Below are 25,352 nucleotides of genomic sequence, written 5' to 3'. Positions count from 1 at the left end.
GTACCGAGGGCGGCACTCCTTCTCACGAAGGGGTGCCGCCCTCGGGCGTTTCCCGTGCGGGATGCCCTACGGCAGACGCTCCAGGATCCAGCCACACAGCTCCTCGGTGACCAGAGTGTGGGGCTCGTTCCGGGAGGCGCAGAGGAATTCGTCGAGTTCGCTCTCCGTCTCCGCAGCGGCCGTCACCGGCTCGTACAGCTTCTCGTGCGTGTCGATGTCGCGCAGGGCGATCGCGCTGACCGTCGGCACGAAGCAGTGTTCGCGGATGTCCGCCTCGGAGCGGAGGCCGATCAGGGCCGGGATCTTGTTCAGCTCGTCGGCGAGGATGCCGAAGCCTTCCAGGGTGCCGCCGGGCGCGCCGTCGATCTCGGGCAGCCCGGACGTGTTGACGTGCGGCCGCCGCAAGGTGACGACCCGCAGCTGCGCGACGAGTTCGTCCTCGCCCGCGGACTGCGTGTAGAGCCGCGTACCGGTGATCGCCAGTCCCTTCCCGTGGAACGCCTGCTCACCGGGCCGTATCCCATTGCTCTCCCCGATACGCGTCCCGTTCGCCACACCGATCTTCTTCGGCCGCGACGGCCATCCGCCGACCCGCTCCAGCTCGGCGAGGAACGTGCCGCGCTCCTTGTCGGTCTCCGGTGTGTCGCCCCACTCGCTGATGTGCCGCCACAGCAGCTGCCGCGCGGCCGGGCTGTTCATCTGGTTCGAGAACGCGGCGTTGAGGCTGCGGATGTAGTGCGCGAACGCCTGCAGCGCGATCGGGATCCACGCGCCGCGGTGCGGGCTGTCGTACGAGAAGTACAGCGCCGTCTGGTGGTCGTTCGCCTGCCCGCCCTCGTGCTCCATCTTCGCCAGCGCGTACCGCGCGACGAGGCCGCCCATGCTGAAGCCGCCGACGGTCAGCGGGTGGTCGCCCGAGCGGCGGGCGATGGCCTCCAGGATGGCCGCCCGCACGACTTCCGCGTTGTCCAGGATCGACGCACTGCGCTCGTCGAAGCCGAGCAGGATGACGTCGCGGCCGCGGTTGCGCAGCTCGCTCAGGAACGGGTACGGCCCGCGTTCCAGTATCTCCCACGAGAAGTTGAGCTCGCTGGAACCGCTGTTGAACCCGTCGCCGATGATGACGGGCCGGGTCAGCCCCTTCTTCGCGTCGGCGAGGTACACCCAGGCCGTGCCGCCGGGCAGCGCCCACTCGTCGTCGGGCGCCGGCGCCTCGGCGGGGGCCTCGCGCGCCTCCCTCGGGCCGGGGGCCAGGGTGATGCGGGCGGCGGCGCCGATCGCCTCGGCGACCTCGCGCTCGTCCAGTTGCTCCAGGTCGGGCTGAGTGGGTTCGTTGGAGTCGGTCATGAGGGTCCCCTCCGGTCGTGTCCGGTCATGTGGCGTCCGGTCATGTGACGTCCGGTCGTGTCGTGCCCAGTCGTGTCCAGTCGTGTCGTGTCTGGTCATGCCGTTCCGATGACGTGGGGTGCCATCATCGGCACGGGGCGTGATCGGGTGCGGGGCTTCAGCGGCCTTTCGGACAGCAAGCGTTCGGCCGTTCCCGGGCGGGGCGGGAGAGGGACTTGGCCCTCCGGTCGGGGGTGACCGGGTGGTACGGGAGGGGGGCGGCGGCGGAGCGGTGGTGCGTCGGCCATGGGAGGGGGCTGGGCGGGGGGCCTCGGCTGCCTGCCCGGTGCGGAAAGTATGTCGCGAAGACGACGCGTGCCAGTCGGCGTAGTTCTTCAGCTTCTCGGTGTGTGTGACGGGGGCGGGGGCGACTTCGGTGGGCCCGCGTCTTCGATGCTTGCCGGGGCCGCCCGGGGTTTTGCGGAGTGTGGCGGTTCCGGGCCGGCAGTAAAGGGCGCTCCCTTCGGTCGCGTCGGCTGCGCCGATTCCGCTGCGCTCCACCCTTGACTCCCGTCCCTCCACCGCGAGCTGCTTGTTGACCCGGACGGCCAGGGGTGGGGGCAACGGGGACCGCTGGGTCAGTCGTCAGCTTTCGCTGCCGGGTGCGGCCCGGTTCATCGTGGGCGGCGGGTCACGGTCACGGCCCCGCCCGCCGCGCGGCTCGGCCGCTCGGGTCATCCGCTCGCGCTGCCGGGTGCGGACCGGCTCATCGTGAGTCGCCCTCACGGTCCGGGTCGGGTCATCGGCTTGCGTTGCCGGGTGCGGTCCGGTTCATCGTGGGCGGGAGTCATGTTCGATGAGCTGTATCCGGCCGGGGGCCGCCCCCCCTCCGGCACCTACTTGGGGAAAGTTGCGAATGAGGTTGCCGCGCGCCCCCTCTGTCGAGCCATGCGCGCCCCTCTCTCATGCGGGCTTGCCCCGGTGGATGCGCGCGATGAGGGGTGGGTGGGGGCGGCGTGCGGTGGTGCGAAGGGGGGCGCGCGCCGGTAGGGTTCGCAACTTTCCCCAAGTAGGTGCCGGAGAGGACCGCCCGACCCGACCAAACCCCGAATCCCCGAATCCCCGGGGGGCGTACGGGGCTTGGGTGGGGGCGCGCGGCGAAGGCTTTCGCAACTTTCCCGAAGTAGGTGCCGGAGGGCGCGGCCCGAGGCGCTCCCGGACGGGCACGGCACATCGACCATCACTCCCGCCCACGATGGACCGGGCCGCACCCGGCCACGAGAGCAGATGGCCCGCCCCGGACGGTGAGGGCCACTCACGATGGACCGGGCCGCACCCGGCCGCGCGAGGCGATGACCCGAGCCGCAGGGCCGCCCCCGGACGGTGAGGGCGGCTTGCGTTGGACCGGGCCGCACCCGGCAGCGAAAGCTGATGGCCCGAGCAGCGGTCCCCGTTGCCCCCACCCCTGGCCGTCCGGGTCAACAAGCAGCTCGCGGTGGAGGGACGGGAGTCAAGGGTGGAGCGCAGCGGAATCGGCGGAGCCGACGCGTAGCGCAGCGGAGCGCCCTTTACTGCCGGCCCGGAACCGCCACACTCCGGTCAACACCGGGCGGCCCCGGTGACATTCAACGTCTCCGGCCCGCCGGAGTCGCCGGGGGTGGCATGTGCGTCAGCTGTTCTTGAGGTCCGTCACGAACGCGGACCAGCTCGCGGCCCGGCACCTGCTAACTCCATGAGCTTCGGCGCTCCGGCCGCCACCGACCTCGCGTCGCAGAGCGGCTTGTCAAGAACGGCCCAGAACAACGGCGTTGTTGGGTCGTCCAGAAGCCATGTGAGCATCGATCGTCTCCTGCGTAGCCGTCGGGTGGTAGGCGCGGAACACCTCCTCCGCGTACGCCTTCGTCGGCCTGGCAGTTGCGGGCGAAGAAGCCCTCCGGGCCGAGGCGTTCGTCGAAGTACACCGCGGGAGGGGCCGAGGTCTTTGGGGACGGGTCATGGGCCGACCTCCGCGGGGCGCGGCGCCCGGACACGGAGGGGTGTTGGGTCGCCAAGGCTTTTAAGGCTGCGCAGAAGCGGACACTCTGAGTGATGGAACAGCAACACTCAGTGTGAGAGGCGGAGGTCATGGCGCTGACGGCGGAGGAACAGGTGCGGGCGGCCGAGGAGGCCGTACTGCAGTTGAAGGCGGGCCTCGCGGAGGCAGGGGTCACGTTGCCGTCGCTGCGGGTGGACCCGCTGAGCGTGGCGAGTGAGGGGCTGCCGCTCGTGGAGCTGGGGCGGTGCAATCTGGACACGGCGTTGCGGCTGGCCGCGGTGCTGGAAGGGGAGAAGCGGTGATCGGGACGGGGACGGGGACGGAGGAGGATCCGTGCGTGCCGGAGGCGGGGACGTACGCCGTGGACCACCGGGACGGGAGCGTCGGGCAGGTCGTGGGGTGCGAGGGAGGGCTCGTGCAGCTGCGGCCGCTGAGCGGGGGGCGGGAGTGGGACTGCCCGCCGGAAGCCGTGGGGGTGGCGGATCCGGGGGAGGTGCTGCGGGAACGGGTGCGGGAACTGAACCGGCAGGTCCAGGCGCGGCCCCGGTGAGCGGGTCGCGGGAGTCACGCCGCTGGGTGGCCGAGGGATCTGACCTCTTCGTGGTCGGCGTCGAGGGCCATGTTGTCGAGGGCCATGTTGCGGGGGCGTTCATGGCCGGGGCGGTGCGGCGCGGGGTCGGGACCGCGTCCGAGCCGTCGGTGCGGGAGATCCTGCATGGCGGCAGCTCCATGCGCCGGTCCTACAGGCCGCGGTAGGCGACGCGTCGGTCGCCGGCGTGGACGACGAGGATCACCAGGACGTCGTTCTGGATCTCGTACACCACGCGGAAGCCGCCGACGCGCAGCCGGTACAGGCCGTGGTGCCCAGTGAGTTTCTTGGTGTCGGCGTCGTCACGGTCTGGGTCGTCCCCGAGCGCGGTGAGGGCCGTGAGAATGTGCATCGCTTGTTGGCGGTCGATGGACCGGAGTTGACGATGGGCGAGCGCAGTGAAGCGAAAGGCGTACTTCACGCGACGTCGCCGGCTTTGCTGCCGCTGTGCTTGCCGTCCGTCACCCTCGAAGAGGTCCGCCAAGAGCTCGGCCATGCAATCCGGTGAGGTGACCGTGCTGACGCGCAAGGGGAGGCGCGTGGCCGCCCTCGTCCCCATAGAGGTTCTGGACGCCCTGGACGAAGCAGCCGACGAACTCGCGGCACGCGACCGGGCGGGCGGGGCGCGGCCAGGTGGCCCGGCGTCGGCCCGCCCGGCGACCTCAGATCGTCGCCGGTGCCTTCGCCGGGGTCGGTTCCGCCTCCGCTCGGGCCGTGGGGGACTCGCCCGCGTCGACGTCCGCGTTCAGGTCGACCAGCATCTGCTTGCTGAAGCCGAAGAAGTAGGTGGCGAAGAAGCCGACCAGATAGCCGATCAGGAGGCCACCGGCGTAGATCGCCGCCGTCAGGCCGAGGTTCTTGTTGCCGTCGAGCAGCGGGAAGAGCGCCCAGCCGGACGGGCCGATCGCCGTCGAGCCGACCTTGTCGCCGAGCATCGAGAAGAACCCGATGAACGCGCCGCCCGCGGCCCCGCCCACGCACGCCGTGACGAACGGGCGGCCGAGGGGGAGTGACACGCCGTAGATGAGGGGCTCGCCGACGCCGAGGAAACCGGCGGGGAGCGCGGACTTGATCGTCGTACGGATCGAGGTGTTGTGCCGCAGGCGTTTGTAGACCGCGATCGCGCAGCCGACCTGTCCCGCGCCCGCCATCGCGAGGATGGGGAGCAGGACGGTGAAGCCCTGCTGCTCTATGAGCGTGGTGTGGATGGGGATGAGGGCCTGGTGCAGGCCCAGCATGACCAGGGGGAGGAAGAGGCCGCCGAGGACCAGGCCCGCGAACGCGCCCGTGTTGTCCAGGAGCCAGTCCGCCGCCGTACCGATGCCCGTGGACACCTCGCCCGCGAGGAACATCAGGCCGAAGATCGTGACGAGACCGGCGAGGAGGACCGTGAGGGTGGGCGTGACCAGGACGTCCACTGCCTCGGGGACCCATTTCCTGCACCACTTCTCGATGTACGTGGCCAGGACTGCCGCGCCCAGGGCGCCGAGGACGCCGCCTTGGCCCGGCGAGAGCTTCTGGCCGAACGCCTCGATGTTCGCGACGCCCGCGTACACGATGATCGCCGCGACCGCACCGCCCAGGATCGGCGTGCCGCCGAACTCCTTCGCCGTGTTGTAGCCGACGAACACCGCGATCAGCGCCATGAAGCCGGAGGCCATGGCCGCGAGCGCGGGCGTGATCGACGGCAGCCACTCCAGGTTGACCAGGAGGCCGTTGAAGCCCGCGATGATGCCGCAGCCGATGAGGGCGGGGATCAGCGGCACGAAGATGTTCGCGATCCGGCGCAGGAACAGTTTGAAGGGGGTGGCGTTCTTCGCCTTGCGTGCCTCTTTGATGGCCGCGCCCTGGGCGGCCAGTTCGGCGGCGGTGGGGGCGTGCTCGGGGGTCTCCGGCCGGGGCTCGGCGTCCGGGCCGCTCTCCGCCACCATCGCCTCCAGCTCCGGCGTGACCCGGGCGACCGTCCCCGGGCCGAGCACGATCTGGTACGTGTCGTCCTCGACCACGCCCATCACGGCGGGCAGGGCCTTCAGCGCGTCGTCGTCGACGAGCGAACGGTCGGCCAGGCCCAGGCGGAGCCGGGTCATGCAGTGGGCGACGGACGTGATGTTCTTGGCACCGCCGACGAGCGGGAGGATCGCGGCGGCGGTGGCGCGGTTCTTGTCAGGTGCCATGGTGCTTGTGCCTTGCTGTGCGGTGGAGCGGCGGTGCTTCGAGGCGTGGTCTAGCTCGTACGGGAGTTGTCCAGGGCCGCGCGGAGGTGGCCGTCGGACGTGGCGAGGAGTTCGGCGGCGGTGGGGCCGTCGACCTGGCCGAGGATGGTGAGGATGGCGTTCTTCACCTCCCCGTCCGTCGCGGCGAGGGCGGCCTCGATCTCCTCGTCGGAGGCGCCGGTGGCGAGGGCGACGATGCGGCGGGAGCGGGCACGCAGCTTCTCGTTGGACGCGCGCACGTCCACCATCAGGTTTCCGTACGTCTTGCCGAGGCGGATCATCGTGATCGTCGACAGCATGTTGAGGACGAGCTTCTGGGCCGTGCCCGCCTTGAGGCGGGTCGAGCCGGTGAGGAGTTCGGGGCCGACGACGACCTCGATGCCGTGCTCGGCCGCGGCGGCGAGCGCGCTGTCGGCGTTGCAGGAGAGGCCGATGGTGAGCGCGCCGTAGCGGGACCGGGCGTACTCGACGGCGCCGATCGCGTACGGCGTACGGCCCGACGCGGAGATGCCGACGACGACGTCGTCCTCGGTGAGGTTCAGGTCCTCCAGGTCGTCGGCGGCGAGCTCCTTGCTGTCCTCCGCGCCCTCGACCGCCTTGACCATGGCGGTCGGGCCGCCCGCGATGAGCCCGACGACCTCGCTCGGGTCGGTGTTGAACGTGGGCGGGCACTCCGAGGCGTCGAGTACCCCGAGGCGTCCGGCCGTGCCCGCGCCCGCGTAGATCAGCCGGCCGCCGCGGGCCATGCGCTCCGCGGTGCCGTCGATGGCGGCGGCGATGGCGGGAAGCTGCTCGGCGACGGCGGCGGCCACGGAGGCGTCCTCACCGTTCATGATCTTCGCGATCTCCTCGGTGGGCAGACGGTCGATCTCGGAGAGCTCGGGCCGGAACGCCTCGGTGGTGAGGGTGGCGAGCTGGGCGCGGAGCTCGCCGTAGGTGTCGCGCGGCTCGCTCGCGCCGCTGGTGCCGGTCGCGTCAGTGGTCGAGGTCATGGCGTCTGCGGCTCTTTCGTGTGCGGGGGGTGGTCGGGGGAGGGGTGAGTCAGCGGCTGGTGCCGCCGCGCGGGCGGTGGCGGTGGGCGAGCGCTTCGTAGGACGCGGCGAGCGCGGGTGCCGCCGTCTCGTACGTCCGCTGCGCCACGCCCACGAACAGGCAGTCCACGACGAGGAGTTGACTCGTACGGGACGACATCGCGGCGGGGCGGAGCTCGCTCTCGCGGGCCGTGGAGGTGGTCAGTATGTGATCGGCGTACTGGGAGACGGCCGCGCCGGGCCGCCCGGTGATCGCGATCGTGGTCGCACCGTGCTCGAAGGCGACGCGGAGGGGTTCGATGACGTCTCCGGTCGAACCGGAGTGGGTGATCGCGATCGCCACGTCCTTGGCGCGGAGCGTCACGGCGTTGGTGACGGCGAGGTGCGGGTCGGAGTGCGCGTGCGCGATGTGCCCGATGCGGAGCAGCTTCTGGGCGAGGTCCTGGGCGACGAGGCCCGAGGCGGCGACGCCGTAGATCTCGACGCGGCGGGCGGTGGCGAGTGCGGCGACGGCGGCGCCGAGCTGCGCGGTGTCGAGTCCGGCGGCGGTGTCGGCGAGAGTCTGCTGCTCGTCGTAGGCCAGCTTCGCGACGACGTCCGCGATGGGGTCGTCGACGGCGATGTCCGCGGTGACGGCGGGGGCGCGGCCCGACTGCTGCTGGGCGGCGAGTCCGGCGAGGGCGAGGCGCAGGTCGCGGTAGCCGGGGTAGCCGAGGAGGCGGGCGGTGCGCACGACGGTCGCCTCGCTGGTGCCGGTGAGCTCGGCGAGTCCGGTGACCGTGAGGGCGGCGCATCCCGCGGGGTCGCCGGCGACGGCCTCGGCGACCCGCTGCATGGAGCGGGTCATCGACGGCGCGAGGGTCCGCACCTTGGCCGCGAGGGCGGCGGGGGCGGGGGGCGCGGCGTCCGCGAAAATTTCCTTCACGTCATGGGTCACATCTGAAAGATATTTTCGGACTGGTGGCCGGTCAATACCCCGTTGGTCCCGATCTCGGCCGGGACCAACGGCCTCCGGCCCGCAGCTCCGGCTCCTTTTCGCGGTTGTCGCGTACGGGGCGACAATGGCTGCATGGACACGATCGACCCCCTGGAGCAGGCGTTGCACGCCGCTCGCGCCCTTGTCCTCGCCGACCTGGTGGCCCGCGAGGTCGCCCAGGCCGAGGTCGTCTCGCTCGTCGAGGAATCGGTGGCGCACCGCCGCTGGTGGGTCGAGCAGTGGCCGGAGGGCATCGAATACGTCGCCGGTCTCGTCGCCCAGGACGTCCAGGACGCGCTCCTGGAGCGGTACGGGAGGTGGCCGCTGTGCCCGGTCTGCGGCTCGGGCGACCCGCACGCGCTGGACGTGGAACCGGAACTCGGTCCCGACCCGCATTGGGTGTGCGGCAAGGCGGGCGTGGTCGTGGCACCGGTCGGTGGCCTGACGTGACCGTCTACATAGACCCGCCCACGTGGCCGGGCCACGGCCGCATGTGGTCCCACCTGGTCAGCGACGTCTCCTTCGAGGAGCTGCACGCGTTCGCGGCGTCGGTGGGCTGCCCGCGACGCGCCTTCGAACGGGACCACTATGACGTCCCCGCGGAACGGTACGCGGACGCGGTGCGGGCGGGCGCGGTGGAGATCGGCTCGAAGGAGCTGGTGCGGAGGCTTACGGGGGCGGGGTTGCGGAGGCCCAAGGGGCGGGCGGTGTAGGGGCCGGGGGGTTCCCCGGTTCCGCCGGGTCCGGGGCGAACCAGCCTTCCGCCTCGTGGCGCAGGCCCAGGTCGGTGGCCTTGCGGGCGACCTCGTGGAAGGGGAGGGAGAGGCGGGCGGCCACGGTCACGAGGGTGGTGAGGGAGAGCGGTGGGTGGTCCCAGTCCCCGAGGGTGAGGTCCGGGGTCTCACTTTCGAGGGCGCGGGTCAGGTCCCATTCCACGGTGCGGGCCCGGTTCCACTCCGGTGTGACGGGGGCGAGCTCGTAGCCGAGGCCGCGCAGGGTCCGTGTCATGTCGTCGACGTCCGGGCCGTACTGGCCGGTGTGCAGGGCGGCGGCGTACTGGTCGGGCAGGGAAACGGTGCCCTGCCGCTCTGGATCGGGCACGCCGGACCCGAAGCGCACGACATAGACGTCTTGGGGCCTCATCGCGGCGAGCGTGGCCGTATCGACCGAGCACGCGTACCCGAGGGAGGTGAGGCGGGCCGCCGCTTCGACGAGTGGGACACCGGCCTCCTGTGCTGTGTCTGCGACGTCCATCAGCGACAGGGGTGCGCTCTCCGGGACATGGCACACCAGGTGGCCGAGGAATTCGAGGTCCTTCTTGCAGAGCCGCTCATCGCCCGGCCGTGGGGGCGAGACGTCGAAGCCCAGTGCCCGCAGCCGTTCCGCCACGGCGGTGACAGACCCGATTCGCCGGGCCGCGGCCACCACGTAGGCCCAGGGCACCGGCTCGTTCGGGTCGGGCTGAACTCCTTCGTAGCTCATGATCGACCGGTCGTCGTCGGACAACTCGGTCTGCGGAGCCTCGACGGTGAAGCCGAGCCCGACAAGCACTTCGGCGACCTGCTGGATGGGGTGGCCCGACTCGTAGGCCACGATGGTCAGTTGGGCGGGCGTCAGCTGGGACGCCACGCCGGAGGCCAGAGCGCTGAGGCCAGACGACCGCAGATTGCCGAGAATGACCGTGTCCTCGTCGGTCCAGGACTCGCGGACGGGGACCTCCGACGGCACGGTGAAGCCCAGCTCCCGCAGCCGCTCCGCGGCCTGCGGCGTCGGGCAGTCGGCCTGCAGCGCGCTGAGACAGACCTGAGCGGCGGTGAGCGTCGCTCCGGGCGCCAGCCACCTGCCGACGGGGGCGGACAGCAGGCTGAGGTCCTCCGGACGGACGGCCGAGCACCCGCCCAGGGACTCGACGGAGTAGCCGAGTGCGGTCAGGCGGGCGACGATGTCCGCGGCGGGCCGCTCACAGTGCGCGACGCGGTTGAAGACTTCCGCGGCCGTGAGCGGCCGGTCCGGTTCCCGCCAGGGAAACAGCACCCGGAGGCTGGGGGCGCCGGACTGGAACAGGCTCTGCGACGGCTGTGTCCCGCCCCAGCCCGTGCCGTGCTGCCAGGTGGCGTAGTCCCTGTCCCAGCGCGTAAACCGGCCGTGCCTGCTCAGCAGGGCCAGGTCGGAAGGGAGGGCGCACGGATCCGCGGCAGCGGGCATCCCGGCGGCGAGCGGCGTGTCACCGAGCCCTGCCCGGTACATCGCCGACAGACGCCAGCGCAGGACGGCTGACGGGATGTTGCAGAGGTACGACGCCCCCTGCGAGGTGCCCTCCTCTGGGAAAGCGCCGGTGACCAGGGGCAGTAGGGCCATGTCGGGAAGGAAGAAGCCGACCTTCCTGTACGGCAGTACGGTCTCGTGACCCATGTCCCACGGAACATCCGCGTCGCGTGCCTGGGCGGCGACGCAGTCGGCCAGCGCGACGGACACCTCGGACAACCGAGTGAGCCAGGACACCGTCGCCAGGTGGTCCTGGGTGGTGAAGAGACTGGGAGCGGCCGCGGCGATCCGTCCTTTGACGTGATCCCAGTCGAAGTCCTGGATGTTCGAGCGGCTGACGCTCAGCTCGGGTTGCTGGTCGCCGTACAGGTTGAGTACAAACCCATGGAGGTCACCCATGTTGCGCGTCGAGGCCCACAGGCCGTCCGCCAGCAGCCAGCCCTTGCCGTCGACCCACCACAGATCGGGGTCGGACGATGCCTGGATCGTGGTGCTGCGCAGGCTCACCGGGATGCTCTGCGCCGACGAGGCCTGGACCAGCTCCATCCCCGTGAGCGACGGCTCTCCAGGCGACCACTCGTGACTGCGCGCGCCGTGTTCGGCCGTCGTGCGGTACGGGGCCACCCAGAGCACCTCCTGCAGCACGTCCACACAGGAGACCGGTGACCTGTGCCGGGTGAGCAGCAGGCGCACTGTCGTACCGCATGCGTCCCCGGGGCCGAGGTCCTCGACCCGGAAGAGGTTTCCCGGGCCCGCGATCGACACCTGGAGCAGCCGTCCGGGGCGGCCGTCCTTGCCCAGGCGGCAGGTTCGTACGACGATTTCGTCGGCCAGCATGAAATAGCTCAGGACCCCGATGCCGAAACGGGAGTTGGGGTGCAACTCGATCTTCGGACCGGGCAGTTCCGCCCAGGCCGCCTGCTCCTCGATGTACTCGGGCAGGTCCACGAAGCGGGCGCCGCCCTGGGAGAAGACGTCGCGGAGTTCTCGTACGCTCATGCCGATGCCGTTGTCGCGACACTCCAGGTAGGGGCGGCCGTCGTCCCCCACGCCCTGGACGAATTCGATCCGCCCCTCCCAGGGCGCGGTCGGACGGCCGGTGCGCCGCAGGTACTCCCTGCGGCGGTCGGCGTACCGCACCGCGTCCAGCGCGTTCTGGTAGACCTCGCGGACGGCCAGATCACGTGCCCCGTAGAGAGCTTCGCCCATCAGGAGTTCCTGGACCCGGTCCTCCGCCAGCTGGAAGCGGATGCCGTCCGAGAGCTGTTCCGGTGTGTTGCCGCCGAGGCGGACGCGGGAGCCGTCCGCGTAGGGCGGCAGCGTCGAGAGGGGCGCGAGCGTCGGATTGTTCGCCTTGTTGATGTCACGGAGCAGGCCGTCCACGCGCGACGCGTGCTCGCGCAGGGCGATCTGCACCGCCGGGTGGCCGCACACCGCGTTGAGGGAGCGGCCCGTGCCCGACGTGCGCCAGTCCGAGCCCCGGACCGTGGCGCGGAGTTCGTCCAGGTCCACGCTGTCCGAGATGCCCAGGTGTTCCACGACGATCTCGGGGAGGTCGACGGGGGCCACCGCCATCGCGTACGCCGCCTTCGTGAGCGCCGCGACCAGCGGCTCGCGCACCTCGTGTTCGTCGGGCGCGCTCGCGGCGACCGTGTCGCGGTCGTGCAGGGCGTCACCCCGCGAGGTGGCGAAGGGGGCGGCGCGGTGCTCCTGGAGGAAGCGCATCAGGCGCTTCTCGGAGAGGGAGTCGGTCACCCAGCGCGGGTGTTCGGACGCGTTCGCCGGGCCGCCGATCAGCAGCTTCAGGGACTCCACCGCGTACACCTCCGGCTGCTGGATCAGCCAGCGGTGGTACAGCCACCAGCGGATCCGCTCCACCGATCCGTCCGTCACCTTGGCCTGCTCCAGGGCGCGCAGCCTGCGTTTGATCCGCGGGAAGCCCTGGGCGAACTTGCGGAAGCGGTCCCGGTCCGGGGCCGGGCCCTGCGTGTCGTCGGACAGGACGTTGCGGCGGCGCTCCGCCTCCTGTGCCCAGAAGGTCTGCTCGACCAGGGGGAGGAGGACGGCGAGCGCGGCCTCGGACGGGGACAGTTCCACGTCGTTCGCGAGCCGGTGCGTCAGGAAGCCGAGCCTGTCGTGGGTGCGCAGGGCCAGTTCGGAGTCGTGCCACGGGTCGGCGTGGAGCGCGGCCGCCGCCTTCTCGTACGCGGCGGCGAGACCCGTCGCAAGGGTGCCGCAGAGCTCGTGCAGGGTGTCCCGGGCCGGGCCGGGGCGCGTGCGCTGCCACACGGGGTGCTGGGCGGTCGAGCGGATCCACGGGTGGGCCTCGGTGTGCCGGTCGGGGCCGGGGAGGAGGAGGAAGTCCTGTTCTCCTGGGGGCAGTTCGGAGACCACCCTGATTTGCTGCGGGGCGCGGTCCGGGCTTTTGTAGGCACGGTGCAGGGCAGTGACGCGGGTCTGGACCTCCTGGAAGAACTCCTGCAGCCGCATCGCGTGCGGGTTCTTCTCGATCGCGTCGCCGACGGCCCGCGTGAAGAGGCTGAAGGACTCGCCGGGCGCGATGCCGGCGTCGGAGCCGGGCGCCGCTCTGTCCGACTCGCGTACGAACAGCGACTGTTGCGACGCCGAGCATCCGTAGACGTACGCCACCTTGCGGCGCAGCGACGCGGCGACCGCCCGACGGGTCCAGCTCCGCATGCCGGGCGGGCCCGCCTTGGCGTCTCGTTGGACGCCCTCACGGCAGGCGTCGATGAGGAAGACGACGTGGCTCGCGGGGGACTCCTCCAGCTCCCGGCGCCAGTCGATCTCGACGCACGCGTCGGAGAACGGATCAACGGCGTAGGTCGCGTCCTCGGGGACGAGGTAGTCCTGGCCCTCGAAGTGGAAGCCGTGCCCGCTGAGCAGGATCCACAGCGTGTCGTCCGGCCGCGCGTCCCGCAGGAACGCGCGGGCCTGGGTGTGGATGACGCTGGGGATGATTCCCCGCTTGCTGTCGACGATCTCCGCCGAGCGGAAGCCGCGGTCGGTGAGGATGTCCCGCAGCCGCGCCAGGTCGTCCTGGATGAACGGCAGGCTGTCCAGGAGCGGCTCGTCGTAGTCGCTCGCCCCGATCAGCAGGGCCTTGTGCGCCACCGTCGCGCGCTCAGGCCGTCGGGCGCTTGAACGTCAGGGTCAGGCCCCTGGTCCCCTGCACCTGCCCGGTGCCGATGAGCTGGATGGAGCCGCTCGCGGTGACCTGGAACGACAGCTGTGCCTCCGCGAAGGCGAGCGTGTCGTCCCGGTCCGCGACCTCTTTGAAGACCTGCTGCAGCGCGTCGACCGTCTCGGCGAGGTTCTTGCGGAGCGGGCCGAGGGGGACGGAGCGCAGGACCGCGTCGCCGTCCCGGCTGAAGAGGCCCTTGGAGTCGGCGCCGGGGCCTTCGAGGTCCGTGTCCTCGGCGGTCGCCTCGACCCAGAAGGCCAGCGACCGGCCCTCGATGCGGCCCTCGGTCCGGGCCTCGATCCGGTCCGTCGCGTCGTCGTTCGCGGTCGTCATGCTGCCCCACCCCTGGTCAGTGAACCCCGGGACCGACCTGATCGCCGGGGTCCGTCAACTTTAGTTCCAGGAGGGGCTTTTGGTGACATCCTCGACGGGGCCGGGGGACGGTACGGAGGAGGTCGTGATCACGCGGCTCGGGGATTTCCGGTGCAGGCGCAAGGACACCGCCACCGCCGCGATCGCCGTCGCCGTCATCGCCGCTCCCGCCCACGCCGTCGCCTCGTAGCCGAGCTTCAGGTCGATCACCGTGCCGCCCAGCCAGGGGCCGCCCGTGTTGCCGAGGTTGAAGGCCGCCGTCGTGGTCGCGCCCGCCAGGGTGGGGGCGGCGCCCGCGACGTTGAACATGCGGGCGTTGAGCGCCGGGGCCGTGTAGAACGCGGAGACGCCGAGGAGGAAGGAGAGGGTGATCGCGGCGGCGGGGGTCGCGGCGAACAGGGCCAGGGAGATCAGGAACACCGTGGACGCGGCGATGCCGGTCAGGAGGACGCCGAAGAGGTGGGCGTCCGCCACGCGGCCGCCGATCGTCGTGCCGACCAGCGCGCCGACGCCGAAGAGGCCGAGGACCGAAGGCACCCAGCTCTCGGAGAGTCCCGACACGTCCGTGAGGAGCGGGGAAAGGTACGAGAACGCGCAGAAGACGCCGCCCGCGGCGAGGGCGGTGATGGCGATCGACAGCCAGACCTGGCGGTCCGTGTAGATCGACAGTTCCTTCTTCAGCTGGGGTTTCTCGGCGGGGAGCGGGATACGGGGGATGAGGGTGAGGACACCGACGAGTGCGACGGCGGACGCGGCACCGACCGCCCAGAACGCGGAGCGCCAGCCGAGGTTCTCGCCGAGGAACGCGCCCGCGGGGACGCCGAGCACGTTCGCGATGGACAGGCCGCCGATCATGACCGCCATGGCGCGGGCCCGCTGGTTGAAGTCGACCATCGCGATGGCGACGGCCGCGCCGACCGCCCAGAAGCCCGCGCAGGCGAGGGCGCTGATGACTCGGGACGCGAAGAGGATCTCGTACGTGGGAGCCAAGGCGCCTGCCACCTGGCCCAGGCCGAAGACCGTGATGAGGGTGATGAGCGTGGTGCGGCGTGGGAGGCGCAGGGTCGCCACGGCGAGGAGGGGCGCGCCGATGACCATGCCGATGGCGAAGGCGGAGATGAGGAGGCCGGCGCGGGGGATGGAGACGTTCATGTCGTCGGCGATGGGCGGGAGAAGGCCGGAGAGCATGAACTCGCTGGTGCCGAGTGCGAAGACGGCGAGGCCGAGCATGTAGACGGCGACGGGCATGCGGGTGGCCTGGGCGCCGGGCTTGGGTGGTGGGGGGACGGAGTTCGGCATAACAGGAGTGAACGTGGCAGTGGTTGCTGTCATTCCCCCGGTGGCTTCACCCCCCCCGGGGGGGGCCTGTCCCGCCGGGGCTACGGACGCCGGAGGCCGAACGCGTAGTGCGGCGCGCGGTCCGGGAGGCGTGTGTAGCCCGCGGATGTCGCCACCTTCTGCGACGGCACGTTCTCGGGGGTCGTGAGGGCGAGCAGGGAGGTGACCTCGGGGTGCGTCAGGGCCCAGGCGGTGAGCGCGCGGAGGGCCGTCGTCGCGTAACCGTTGCCGCGTGCCTGCTCCACCAGGTCGTAGCCGACCTCCACGCACCCGTCGTCGTCCGGCGGCCCGTGGAAGCCCATGCCGCCGACGGCCACCTCGTCCGCGGCGCGCACCAGTGCGTACAGGCCCCACCCGGGCCGGTGCACCCCGGCGACGTACGCCTTGAACAGCTGGCCCGCTGCCGCCCGCGTGCCCCCGAAGGGCGCGCCGCCGAGCCACGCGAGTCCGCCCGTGCCGCCCTCGGCGAGGTCCGCCGCCGCCGCGGGGGTGACCTCGCGGAGGGAGAGCTCGCCCGCGGGGAGCGCGTGCGGGTTGTGCCAGCGCCACCGCGTGACGCGGGCACGGCCCGGCAGGTCGCCGCGGCCCGTGGCCCACAGCAGGGTCGTCCAGGGTGTGCCGTCCGCGGGCGTCGGCGGGACGTGCGGGAAGAGGTGGGACAGGACCGCCTCGGCGAGGACGGCGGGCGGCTCCGGGTCCACGTCCAGCGCGTGAGCGATGTCGTACGTGTGGAGCAGGAGCTCCGTCACGCCCATCGCTGCGAAGCCCGACGCGTCCGCGCCGCCCGACGGGTAGGAGTGGTGGGCGCGGACACCGCGCGGTGTCGTACGGACCACGGCGGACAGCAGCCCGCCGGCGGCCTCGATCGCGTGGATCGCCCCCTCGGGGCCCGTGCCCTCGTCGAGGGCGGTGTCGAGCGGCACCCAGCCGTCGGTGGCGCGGCCCGTCAGCTGGCACGCGTACGCGGTGAGGACGCCGGCGATGTGTTCGGACGTCTTGAGGCCGCTCCAGTCGCCCCCGTCCGTCTTCGCGTCCCAGTCGCGGTCCGCCACCGCGCGCAGCACCGCGGTCGCGTGCGCGACGGCCGCGTCGATCTGGTCCCCACCCATGTGCACCATGGGGGAGAGCGTACGTACGGGGTGGTCAGGGCGACAGGAGTTTTAGTTCCGTCGCCAGGTTGTCTCGTGCGGGGCTCTCCCAGTTCGACGCCCCGTACGGGGTACGGAACAGGCGGGGCAGCGCCATGAGCTGCCGCAGGACCTCCGCCCTGCCCTGCCGGAACGCCTCGTCCGGCACGAACGCGTACTCCTCGCGGACCGCCGCCGCGTACGCCGCGTATGTGTCCGCGGGTGCCGCGAGGATCGCCAGGTCGGCGTCGCACAGCGTCTCGCCGTTGGTGTCGCCCTCGGCCGGGTCGTGCGTGACCGTGAGCCGGACCAGACGGGCGACCTCCGCCGTCCTTTCCTCCGTCAGGCCCGCCTCGGACAGCGCGCGTTCGGCGAGGCGGGCGGACCGCTCCTCGTTCTCGGAGCGGTCGGGCGCGTACACCGCGTCGTGGAACCACGCTGCCAGGCGCACGAGTTCGGGGTTCTCGGCGTGCTCTTCCAGCACGTCGATGTGGTCCAGGACCGCCGCCAGATGGTCGGTGGTGTGGTAGCGGCGCTGCGGCTCGGCCCAGCGGGCGAGGAGGCGCTCCGCGTAGGGGGCGGGGTCGGCGCCGGACGCGCCTCCGCTCGCGCGGAGCAGAGTCGTGGCCCAGCGGGCGTGGAGGTCCTTGTCGTCGGCCATGCAGCCGACCCTAGCCCGGGGGCCCGGACCGGGCCGCGCCGCCGTCGCGCCGCATGGCCGAACCGTTCCGCCGTTGCCATGCGCGCCCGTACGCGGTTGGCTGCCGCCATGACCGCCATCGACGAGAAGACATACGACCCCGAGCGCGCGGGACGCCTCCTGCGCTCCGAACGCGATGCCCTCGTACCGCTGTTGCGGGCCGCTCCCGACGACGCGTACGCCATCCGCACCTGCTGCCCTGGCTGGACCGTCCGGCACGTCGTCGCGCACTGCGGCTCCGCGCTGATGCGCGTCGTGGAGGGCCGTTTCGAGGAGGGCGTGTTCTCGCCCGAGTGCAACGAACGCGACATCGCCGAGCGCACCGACTGGTCCCACTCCCGCGTCGTGGACGAACTGGAGCACGCCATGACGGAGGCCGGGCCCGTCCTCGCCGCCGCGAAGGGGTACCTGGACGGTGTCGCGCTGGGTGAGTGGGTGCACGCGGGTGACGTGCGCGAGGCGTGGGGGAAGCCGGGCGCGTACGGAGGTGACGGGCTCGACGACGCACTGGCGCTGCTCGAACAGTTCAGCAGGTCGGCGCATGCCGCGTCGCCGCTGCCGCTCCACGCGGACCTCGACGGCAGGGACGAGCCGCTGACCCTGGGCGTCGCGGACGGCAGGCGTCCGCCCGCCCGCTACATCGGGGACGCCCCGACGCTGATCCGGCTGTGCGCGGGCCGCCCGCTGGCCGGTACGCGGTACGAGCTGGCGGGCGCCACGGAGAAGGAGCTGTCGCTGTTCGGCTAGGGGAAGCGAGCGTGTACCGGGGGCGGTGTCATACGGTCGTCGGCTCGGCCGTCAGTGCTGGTGCCCGCCGCCCCCCTTCTCCGCCGCCCCGCCCGCGTACACCGTGAACGCCGCCGTACGGACCTTGCCCCCGTGCTTGAAGTCCAGGAACAGGCGGTACGCGCCCTTGCTCGGTGCCGCCGTGCCGAACGAGATGCCGGGGCCCGCCTCCGTCTTCCCGTCGCCGGGTGTGCCGTTCGGGTGGACGTGGAGGTAGGCGAGGTCGCCCGAGCGCAGCGCCACCAGGTGGCCGTACGCCCCCAGGTAGGGCTGCAGGTCGGTCACCGGCCTGCCGTTCTTCGCCACGCTCAGCGTGAGGTCGCCGCCCGCGCCCGTCTTCAGCTCGCCCTTCAGCGTGACGTCGTAGCCGTCGACCTTCGTGGTGGTGCTGTGCGCGGGCAGGTTCCGCGGTTCGTACGGTCCCGCCACGCCGAGGTCAGCGCCCAGCGTCAGGCCCTCCTTCGCGCCCGCGGGACGGAAGTCGGCGAAGACGCGGTAGCCGCCGGCCTCGGGGAGGCGGACATCGGTCGACCAGGTGCCGTCCGCCGCGCGCGTCGGGTGGAGGTGGCGGTAGGTGGTCAGGTCGCGTGAGGCGACGATGAGGTGCAGCTCCTTGTCGTGCTCCCTGGTGTACGCGGTCACGTTCCGGCCCGTCGCGTCCTCGACGACGGTGAAGCGGAGCGACTGCTTCTTGTCCGCCACGAGGTGGGTCTCCGCCAGTTCGAGCGTGTAGCCGCGGTCGGAGATCTGGAGGCCGCCGGGGGTGTGTCCGGCCGTCTTGGTTCCCTCTGGCTCCGGCTGCTCGTCCTCGTGTTCCCCGTGCCGGGCCGTCGGTGTCCTGTCCTTGTCCGTGACCGGGTCGATGCCCGTGCCCACGCCGTACGCCGTGCCGAAGGTCGCGGCTACGGCGGCGGCGAAGGCGGTGATCTTCAGGCCGGTGTTCATGACGGCTCCCCTGCGGTTCGAGGTGGTGTGCGATGACTCGACGATACCCCTAGGGGGTATCGAGTCAAGCGGAGATCTCGCTTGCGTTGGGTACCCCCCAGGGGTATACATGGACCTCGTCAGCGGTACCCGTCCCGGGTATCGGCGTCCCCACCCGTACAGGAGACCCAGACATGGCCACCACCACCCCCGGCGCCGCCGAGGCGGCGGCGCCCGCCGCGTCCGCCGCCTCCGCGGCAGAGGTCGAACTCGCCATCGGTGGCATGACCTGCGCCTCCTGCGCCGCCCGCATCGAGAAGAAGCTCAACCGCATGGACGGTGTCGAGGCGACCGTCAACTACGCCACCGAGAAGGCCAAGGTCACCTACCGCGGCGACGACGTCTCCGTGCGGGACCTGATCGCCACCGTCGAGGCCACCGGCTACACCGCACAGGAACCCGCCCCCGTGCGTGCCGACGCGGGCGGCGGCGACGGGGACGACGGTGGCGGCGACGAGCGCGCCGCCGACGACGCACTGCGGCCCCTGCGCCAGCGGCTCACCACCGCCGTCCTCCTCTCCGTGCCGGTCATCGCGATGGCGATGGCCCCCGCGCTGCAGTTCGAGTACTGGCAGTGGCTGTCGCTCACGCTCGCCGCACCCGTCGTGACGTACGCGGCCTGGCCCTTCCACAAGGCGGCGTTCACCAACGCGCGGCACGGCGCGGCGACGATGGACACACTGATCTCCGTCGGCACGTCGGCGGCGTTCCTCTGGTCCCTGTGGGCCCTGTTCCTCGGCACCGCGGGCACGCCCGGCATGACGCACCCCTTCGAGCTGACCATCGCCCGGAGCGACGGCGCCGGGAACATCTACCTGGAGGCAGCGGCCGGCGTCACCGCGTTCATCCTCGCCGGGCGCTACTTCGAGGCCAGGTCGAAGCGGAAGGCCGGCGCCGCGCTCAAGGCGTTGCTCCAGCTCGGGGCGAAGGACGTCACCGTGCTGCGGGAGGGCGGGCGTGAAGAGACCGTCCCCGTGAGTGCCTTGAAGGCCGGCGACCGGTTCCTGGTGCGGCCCGGCGAGAAGATCGCGACGGACGGCAGGGTCGTCGAGGGGACCTCGGCCGTGGACGTCTCCATGCTCACCGGCGAGTCCGTGCCCGTGGAAGTGGGCGTGGACGACTCGGTCACCGGTGCCACCCTCAACGTCGGCGGACGGCTCGTCGTCGAGGCCATCCGCGTCGGCGCCGACACGCAGCTCGCCCGCATGGCCAAGCTCGTCGAGGACGCGCAGAACGGCAAGGCCGCCGCCCAGCGTCTCGCCGACCGGATCTCCGCGGTGTTCGTGCCGGTCGTCATCGGCCTGGCGCTCGCCACCCTCGGGTTCTGGCTCGGCAACGGGGCCGGACTCACCGCCGCCTTCACCGCCGCGGTCGCCGTACTGATCATCGCCTGCCCGTGCGCCCTCGGCCTCGCCACGCCGACCGCCCTCATGGTCGGCACCGGGCGCGGCGCCCAGCTCGGCATCCTCATCAAGGGCCCGGAGGTCCTGGAGTCCACCCGCAAGGTCGACACGATCGTCCTCGACAAGACCGGCACCGTGACGACCGGCAGGATGACGCTCCTCGCCACCCACACCGCCCCCGGCACCCCCGCCTCCGACGTCCTGCGCCTGGCCGGCGCCCTGGAGCACGCCTCGGAGCACCCCATCGCCCAGGCCGTCGCCGCCGGTGCCGCCGCCGAGGTGGGCGAGCTGCCCGCCCCCGAGGACTTCGCGAACGTCGCCGGGCTCGGCGTGCAGGGCGTCGTCGAGGGCCACGCGGTGCTCGTCGGCCGCGAGCAGCTGCTCGCCGAGTGGGAGATCCGGCTGCCCGCGGAGCTGGCGCGCGCCAAGTCCGAGGCCGAGGCGGCGGGACGTACGGCCATCGCGGTCGCCTGGGACGGCGAGGCGCGGGCGGTCCTGGAGGTCGCCGACGCGGTGAAGGACACCAGCGCCGAGGCCGTCGGGCGGCTGCGCGCGCTCGGCCTCACCCCGATCCTGCTCACCGGCGACAACAAGGCGGTCGCCGCGTCGGTCGCCGCGGAGGTCGGCATCGCCCCCGGGGACGTGATCGCCGAGGTCATGCCGCAGGACAAGGTCGACGTGGTGAAGCGGCTGCAAGGGGAGGGGCGCAGCGTGGCGATGGTCGGCGACGGCGTCAACGACGCTGCCGCGCTGGCCCAGGCGGACCTGGGGCTCGCGATGGGCACGGGCACGGACGCGGCGATCGAGGCGGGCGACCTGACGCTCGTACGGGGTGACCTGCGGGCGGCGGCCGACGCGATCAGGCTCTCGCGCCGCACCCTCGGCACGATCAGGTCGAACCTGTTCTGGGCGTTCGCCTACAACGTCGGTGCGCTGCCGCTGGCCGCCGCGGGGCTGCTGAACCCGATGATCGCGGGTGCGGCGATGGCGTTCTCGTCGGTCTTCGTGGTCGGGAACAGCTTGAGGCTGCGGGGATTCAAGCCGCTGTCCTGAGAGGGTTTCCCGCGATTTCTCCACACGTTTCCCCCGCCCCGGTGCGAGCGACCCGGCTCGCGCCGGGGCGTTCTGCGCGTAGGCTGTCAATTGGACTAGACCTATGTGGCCGACGTGTGCGGCCGACCTGTGTGGCTGTGACCGGGACCGCGACCAGAAGGAAGAGACATCCATGAGCAAGCGTGCAGTCCTGGAGGTGATCGCCCTCGACGCCGAGGACGCCGTCGCCGCCCAGGCCGGCGGAGCTGACCGCCTCGAGCTGGTGACCGACATGGCCGCGGACGGCCTCACCCCGTCCCGCGGGACCTTCGCCGCGATCCGCTCCGCCGTCGACATCTCGCTGCGCGTCATGCTCAGGCTGACCGACGGATTCTCCGCGGGCGACGAGCGCGACCTCGACGCACTGCTGCGCCGCACCCGCGAACTGCGCGATGAGGGCGCCGACGAGTTCGTGCTCGGCTTCCTCGACGAGGCGGGCGGCGCCGACATGACCGCCGTCGAAGCGCTGGTGGACGCCCTCGACGGCTGCCGCTGGACCTTCCACCGGGCCATCGACCGCGCCGCCGACCGCGACGCCGTGCGCAAGCAGCTCGCCGACCTGCCCGGCCTCGACACCTACCTCACCGCGGGCTCCGCCGACGGCGTCGACGACGGCCTGCCGACCCTGCTCGCCGAGGCGGCCCGGCGCGGCGAACCCGGGTACGAGCCGCAGCTCCTCATCGGCGGCGGCCTGCGCCTGGACCACCTGCCGCGGCTGCGGGCCGCCGGTGTCGACGCGTTCCACATCGGCGGGGCCGCGCGCCCCGACGGCTGGTCGGCGCCCGTCTCCGCCGCCGCCGTCGCCCAGTGGCGGGCCGCGCTCGACGGCTGACCGGTCCCCCGCGTGATCGTTCCGCTTTCCCGCCTGATCGTTCCACCGCGGGACGCGATAGAACTGGGTCGACACTGAGGGGACTTCATGCCGACACCAGAGAACACGCGTCCCGCGGAGCGGATGCTCGCCGCCGGAACGCTGCCCGTGGCCGCGACACTGCTCACCGGAACGATCGCGCTCTACATCGCGCTCGTCGCGTTCGGGAACATCACCGACTTCGAGACCAACCAGCAGTTCGTACGTCATGTCCTCGCGATGGACACGACCTTCAAGGACAACGGACTGAAGTGGCGCGCGGTGGAGTCCACCGCGCTCCAGGACGCGGCGTACGTCGCGATCATCGCCTGGGAGACCCTGGCCGCGCTGGTCCTCGGCACGGCGACGGTCCTGTGGGCGCGGGCCCTGCGCCGCCCCGCGGAGCGGCGCAGGGCACAGCTGACCGGCAGCATAGGCCTGCTGATGATCCTGCTCCTCTTCGGAGTCGGCTTCATCGGGATCGGCGGCGAATGGTTCGCCATGTGGCAGTCGGACGCCTGGAACGGGCTCGACGCGGCCATCCGCATGATCACGTTCGCGGGCATCGTGCTCATCGTCACGCACCTGCCGGCGGCGACGGGCGGCGCGGTGGACGGCGGGGCGGACGCCCGCGCCCGCAAGGAGGACAGACCCTAGACCGGCAGACCTTTAGGTCAACTGCTCCGGCAGATCGGCCGCGTGGACGACGATCAGGCCCGACACGGCACGGGTCAGCGCCACGTACAGACGGCGCAGGCCCGTGCGCTCGTCGGGTTCACCGGCCACGACGGCCGACGGCTCGTCGAGCACCACGTAGTCGTACTCCAGACCCTTCGCGAGGGACGCGGGCACGAGCGTGAGGCGGGTGTCCGGCGTCGTCTCCCGACCGGGGTCGAGATACGTGATCCCGGCGGCGGTCAGCGCGTCGGCGAGGGCGGGAACGCGGGCGTCGGCGGCGATCAGGCCGACGGAACCCTCCTGCCGCAGCGACTCGACGCAGGCGTCGAGACAACCGGCGTCGAGAGCCGCGCCGCCCCCGTCCGCCGCCACCCGGCGCACCGCGAGCGACCCCGGCGCCTCACGCACCGAGTCGACCGCCGTCAGACCGGGCGCGATGTCCGGCAGCAGCCGCGAGGCGTACGCGATGACCTCGCGCGGTACGCGGAAACCGGCCGTCAGCTCCTCCACCACGGCGCCGTCCTTGCCGAGGTGCGCCAGCGCCTCGTCCCAGCTCCGGGTCGCCCACGGGGTGGTGCCCTGGGCGAGGTCGCCGAGGACGGTCGCCGAGCCGGTCGTGCAGCGGCGGCCCACCGCGCGGTACTGCATGGGCGACAGGTCCTGCGCCTCGTCGAGCACCACGTGACCGAGGGAGTGGGTGCGCGCGACGAGGTCGGTGGCCTCGTCGATGAGGACGGCGTCCGCGGCGGACCACTTGGCGGACTTCACGCTCCGCGCGGGCCTGCTCCAAAGAATCGCCTTCTGCTCCTCCTCGCTCAGCACCCCCGCCGCGTGCGCGGCGAGGAACTCGGCGTCGGAGAGCAGCCGCAGCACGAGCTTCGCGGGCTCGACGGCCGGCCACACCGCCTTCACCGCCGCCTTCACCGCCGCGTTGCGGGCCACGGCGTCCTGCACACGGTCGTCCGGCGCCTCGCCCGCCTGCTCCATGCGGACGAGCACGGCGTGCGCGATGCGCTGCGGCAGAGCGTCGCGGGCGGCGCCGTACCGGATGTCCCGCGCGAGCAACTCCCGGACGATCTCCTCCAGTTCGTACGCGGGAATCCGCCACCTGCGCGAACCGCGCACGACCACGACGGGCTCGGTGGGCAGGGTGACGTGCGAGCGCACGGCGTTGCGCAGCACCTCGGCCATGCGGGCGTCGCCCTTGACGAGGGCGGCCGTGGGATCGTCCGTGCCGCGCACCTCCACGTGCGCGACGAGGTCGTCGACGGTGGCCTGCTTGACCTCCAGCTCGCCGAGGGCGGGGAGCACCTGCTCGATGTAGTGCAGGAAGGACGCGTTCGGCCCGATGACGAGGGTGCCCGTGCGGGCGAGGCGCTCGCGGTGGGCGTACAGCAGGTAGGCGACCCGGTGCAGCCCGACGGCGGTCTTCCCGGTCCCGGGCCCGCCCTGCACGCACACACTCCCGCTCAGCCCGCTCCGGACGATCTCGTCCTGCTCGGGCTGGATGGTGGCGACGATGTCCCGCATCGGCCCGACGCGAGGCCGCTCGATCTCCCGCTGGAGCAGCGCGCTGGTCCGCTCGGCCTCGTCCGGGTCACTGAGGTGCTCGTCCTCGTACGCGGTGAGGTCGCCGCCCGTGTACCCGAAGCGGCGCCGCAGCGCGATGTCCATCGGGTCCTTCTTCGAGGCGCGGTAGAACGGCTGCGAGACGGGGGCGCGCCAGTCGATGACCATCGGGTCCCCGTCGGCGTCGTGCACGTGCCGCCGACCGATGTAGAACTGCTCCCCCTCGGCACCTTCGGCCTGCTCGGCGCCGGGCGCGTGCAGGTAGTCGAGCCGCCCGAAGAACAGGGGGGTGTGGGCGAGATCGGCGAGGGACTTGATCCGCTCGTCGAGCTGCCGCGACAGGACGGCGGCGTTCACCCAGTTCGCGGTGACATCACGGATGTCGAGGGCCTCGGCGTCCTCGCGCATGGCGCGGAGGGCGGCGCGGGACGCGGCGAGGTGCCGGCGTTCCCTGGAGAGGGGGTCGGGGTGGACATCTTCCTGGGCGTGCACGGGGTGCCTCCGGCGGTTCTGCGGTGGGGTCAGCGGGCCCTCTGCTCTGCGGCTGCTCGCAACCAGCTGCCTGCTGGTTGCTGCTCGCAACTCGCTGCCTGCTGCTCGCTGCTCGAACGAGGTGGTCGACCGGTTTCCGTCCGGCCGACGGCGCTCCGCGGGGGGAGGCGGGAAGGGGGCATCCTAGGCGGGGGACGGCTGCGGGGGCCAACGAATTACCGGACCCTCCGGACGCGGCCGGACGTGCCCGCACCGTCGTGCCCGCCTCGTCTTCTCTTCCGGCCACGACGGGCCCGCACCCAGTCGACCGCGGGCCGGCACCGC

21 protein-coding genes are annotated in these 25,352 nt (G+C 72.1%); 8 read left to right on the top strand and 13 right to left on the bottom strand.

The window, feature by feature from the left end; all coding sequences use genetic code 11:
• Positions 1-66 precede the first annotated feature (66 nt).
• Positions 67-1,347, bottom strand: coding sequence for an esterase/lipase family protein (locus tag DEJ47_RS17105; protein WP_150169307.1), 1,281 nt, complete (start codon positions 1,345-1,347; stop codon positions 67-69).
• A 2,103-nt stretch (positions 1,348-3,450) separates the two neighbouring features.
• Here DEJ47_RS17105 and DEJ47_RS17100 point away from each other — a divergent pair.
• Both DEJ47_RS17100 and DEJ47_RS17095 read left to right on the top strand, forming a co-directional pair.
• On the top strand, positions 3,451-3,663 hold the full coding sequence (locus DEJ47_RS17100; RefSeq protein WP_150169305.1) for a hypothetical protein: 213 nt from the start codon (positions 3,451-3,453) through the stop codon (positions 3,661-3,663).
• A 35-nt stretch (positions 3,664-3,698) separates the two neighbouring features.
• On the top strand, positions 3,699-3,911 hold the full coding sequence (locus tag DEJ47_RS17095; RefSeq protein ID WP_150169303.1) for a hypothetical protein: 213 nt from the start codon (positions 3,699-3,701) through the stop codon (positions 3,909-3,911).
• Between the two features lie 14 nt (positions 3,912-3,925).
• On the opposite strand, the gene DEJ47_RS36440 is transcribed toward DEJ47_RS17095, so the two are convergent.
• From DEJ47_RS36440 to DEJ47_RS17075, 5 genes are all read right to left on the bottom strand, one after another.
• Positions 3,926-4,078, bottom strand: coding sequence for a hypothetical protein (locus DEJ47_RS36440; RefSeq protein ID WP_190415447.1), 153 nt, complete (start codon positions 4,076-4,078; stop codon positions 3,926-3,928).
• A gap of 23 nt (positions 4,079-4,101) precedes the next feature.
• A complete protein-coding gene (locus DEJ47_RS17090) occupies positions 4,102-4,371 on the bottom strand; it encodes a type II toxin-antitoxin system RelE family toxin (protein WP_150175699.1) in 270 nt (89 codons plus the stop codon).
• 241 nt (positions 4,372-4,612) lie between these two features.
• Positions 4,613-6,124 carry a PTS transporter subunit EIIC gene (locus tag DEJ47_RS17085; RefSeq protein ID WP_150169301.1) on the bottom strand — a complete coding sequence of 504 codons (1,512 nt, stop codon included), beginning with the start codon at positions 6,122-6,124 and terminating at the stop codon, positions 4,613-4,615.
• Between the two features lie 50 nt (positions 6,125-6,174).
• Positions 6,175-7,155 (bottom strand): N-acetylmuramic acid 6-phosphate etherase, encoded by a 981-nt coding sequence (gene murQ / locus DEJ47_RS17080; protein WP_150169299.1) that lies wholly within the window; start codon positions 7,153-7,155, stop codon positions 6,175-6,177.
• A gap of 49 nt (positions 7,156-7,204) precedes the next feature.
• On the bottom strand, positions 7,205-8,131 hold the full coding sequence (locus DEJ47_RS17075) for a MurR/RpiR family transcriptional regulator (RefSeq protein ID WP_150169297.1): 927 nt from the start codon (positions 8,129-8,131) through the stop codon (positions 7,205-7,207).
• Positions 8,132-8,263: 132 nt separating this feature from the next.
• Between DEJ47_RS17075 and DEJ47_RS17070 the strand changes: the two genes are divergently transcribed.
• Positions 8,264-8,620 carry a hypothetical protein gene (locus DEJ47_RS17070; protein WP_150169295.1) on the top strand — a complete coding sequence of 119 codons (357 nt, stop codon included), beginning with the start codon at positions 8,264-8,266 and terminating at the stop codon, positions 8,618-8,620.
• Positions 8,617-8,883 (top strand): DUF4031 domain-containing protein, encoded by a 267-nt coding sequence (locus tag DEJ47_RS17065; protein ID WP_150169293.1) that lies wholly within the window; start codon positions 8,617-8,619, stop codon positions 8,881-8,883. Before DEJ47_RS17070 ends, DEJ47_RS17065 begins: the two co-directional genes overlap by 4 nt.
• On the opposite strand, the gene DEJ47_RS17060 is transcribed toward DEJ47_RS17065, so the two are convergent.
• The 5 genes from DEJ47_RS17060 to DEJ47_RS17040 all read right to left on the bottom strand — a co-directional run bounded on the left by DEJ47_RS17060 (position 8,840) and on the right by DEJ47_RS17040 (position 17,135).
• Positions 8,840-13,567 (bottom strand): caspase family protein, encoded by a 4,728-nt coding sequence (locus DEJ47_RS17060; RefSeq protein ID WP_150169291.1) that lies wholly within the window; start codon positions 13,565-13,567, stop codon positions 8,840-8,842. The genes DEJ47_RS17065 and DEJ47_RS17060 overlap by 44 nt on opposite strands.
• Before the next feature lie 10 nt (positions 13,568-13,577).
• Positions 13,578-13,970: a hypothetical protein gene (locus DEJ47_RS17055; RefSeq protein ID WP_150169289.1), complete on the bottom strand. Its 393-nt coding sequence runs from the start codon at positions 13,968-13,970 to the stop codon at positions 13,578-13,580.
• Positions 13,971-14,030: 60 nt separating this feature from the next.
• Complete coding sequence (locus DEJ47_RS17050; protein WP_150175698.1) at positions 14,031-15,257, bottom strand: Cmx/CmrA family chloramphenicol efflux MFS transporter; 1,227 nt, start codon at positions 15,255-15,257, stop codon at positions 14,031-14,033.
• A gap of 131 nt (positions 15,258-15,388) precedes the next feature.
• Positions 15,389-16,465, bottom strand: a complete 1,077-nt coding sequence (locus DEJ47_RS17045) for a GNAT family N-acetyltransferase (RefSeq protein ID WP_190415445.1) — start codon at positions 16,463-16,465, stop codon at positions 15,389-15,391.
• Positions 16,466-16,490: 25 nt separating this feature from the next.
• A complete protein-coding gene (locus DEJ47_RS17040) occupies positions 16,491-17,135 on the bottom strand; it encodes a hypothetical protein (RefSeq protein ID WP_150169287.1) in 645 nt (214 codons plus the stop codon).
• 108 nt (positions 17,136-17,243) lie between these two features.
• Here DEJ47_RS17040 and DEJ47_RS17035 point away from each other — a divergent pair, with 108 nt between their 5' ends.
• Positions 17,244-17,921, top strand: coding sequence for a maleylpyruvate isomerase family mycothiol-dependent enzyme (locus DEJ47_RS17035; RefSeq protein ID WP_150169285.1), 678 nt, complete (start codon positions 17,244-17,246; stop codon positions 17,919-17,921).
• A 51-nt stretch (positions 17,922-17,972) separates the two neighbouring features.
• Here DEJ47_RS17035 and DEJ47_RS17030 read toward each other — a convergent pair whose 3' ends face one another.
• Entirely contained in the window at positions 17,973-18,905 is a 933-nt protein-coding gene (locus DEJ47_RS17030; RefSeq protein WP_150169283.1) for a hypothetical protein, read from the bottom strand.
• 173 nt (positions 18,906-19,078) lie between these two features.
• Between DEJ47_RS17030 and DEJ47_RS17025 the strand changes: the two genes are divergently transcribed.
• The 3 genes from DEJ47_RS17025 to DEJ47_RS17015 all read left to right on the top strand — a co-directional run bounded on the left by DEJ47_RS17025 (position 19,079) and on the right by DEJ47_RS17015 (position 22,946).
• Complete coding sequence (locus DEJ47_RS17025) at positions 19,079-21,400, top strand: heavy metal translocating P-type ATPase (RefSeq protein ID WP_150169281.1); 2,322 nt, start codon at positions 19,079-19,081, stop codon at positions 21,398-21,400.
• Between the two features lie 172 nt (positions 21,401-21,572).
• Positions 21,573-22,271, top strand: a complete 699-nt coding sequence (locus DEJ47_RS17020) for a copper homeostasis protein CutC (protein WP_150169279.1) — start codon at positions 21,573-21,575, stop codon at positions 22,269-22,271.
• A gap of 87 nt (positions 22,272-22,358) precedes the next feature.
• Positions 22,359-22,946 carry a DUF2165 domain-containing protein gene (locus tag DEJ47_RS17015; protein WP_150169277.1) on the top strand — a complete coding sequence of 196 codons (588 nt, stop codon included), beginning with the start codon at positions 22,359-22,361 and terminating at the stop codon, positions 22,944-22,946.
• Between the two features lie 12 nt (positions 22,947-22,958).
• On the opposite strand, the gene DEJ47_RS17010 is transcribed toward DEJ47_RS17015, so the two are convergent.
• Entirely contained in the window at positions 22,959-25,028 is a 2,070-nt protein-coding gene (locus DEJ47_RS17010; RefSeq protein WP_223828390.1) for a HelD family protein, read from the bottom strand.
• Between the last annotated feature and the right edge of the window lie 324 nt (positions 25,029-25,352).

Source organism: Streptomyces venezuelae, assembly GCF_008642355.1.
Classification (GTDB): domain Bacteria; phylum Actinomycetota; class Actinomycetes; order Streptomycetales; family Streptomycetaceae; genus Streptomyces; species Streptomyces venezuelae_B.
The sequence above is the reverse complement of the archived record's forward strand: the minus strand, read 5'-3'. Positions and strand labels throughout refer to the sequence as shown.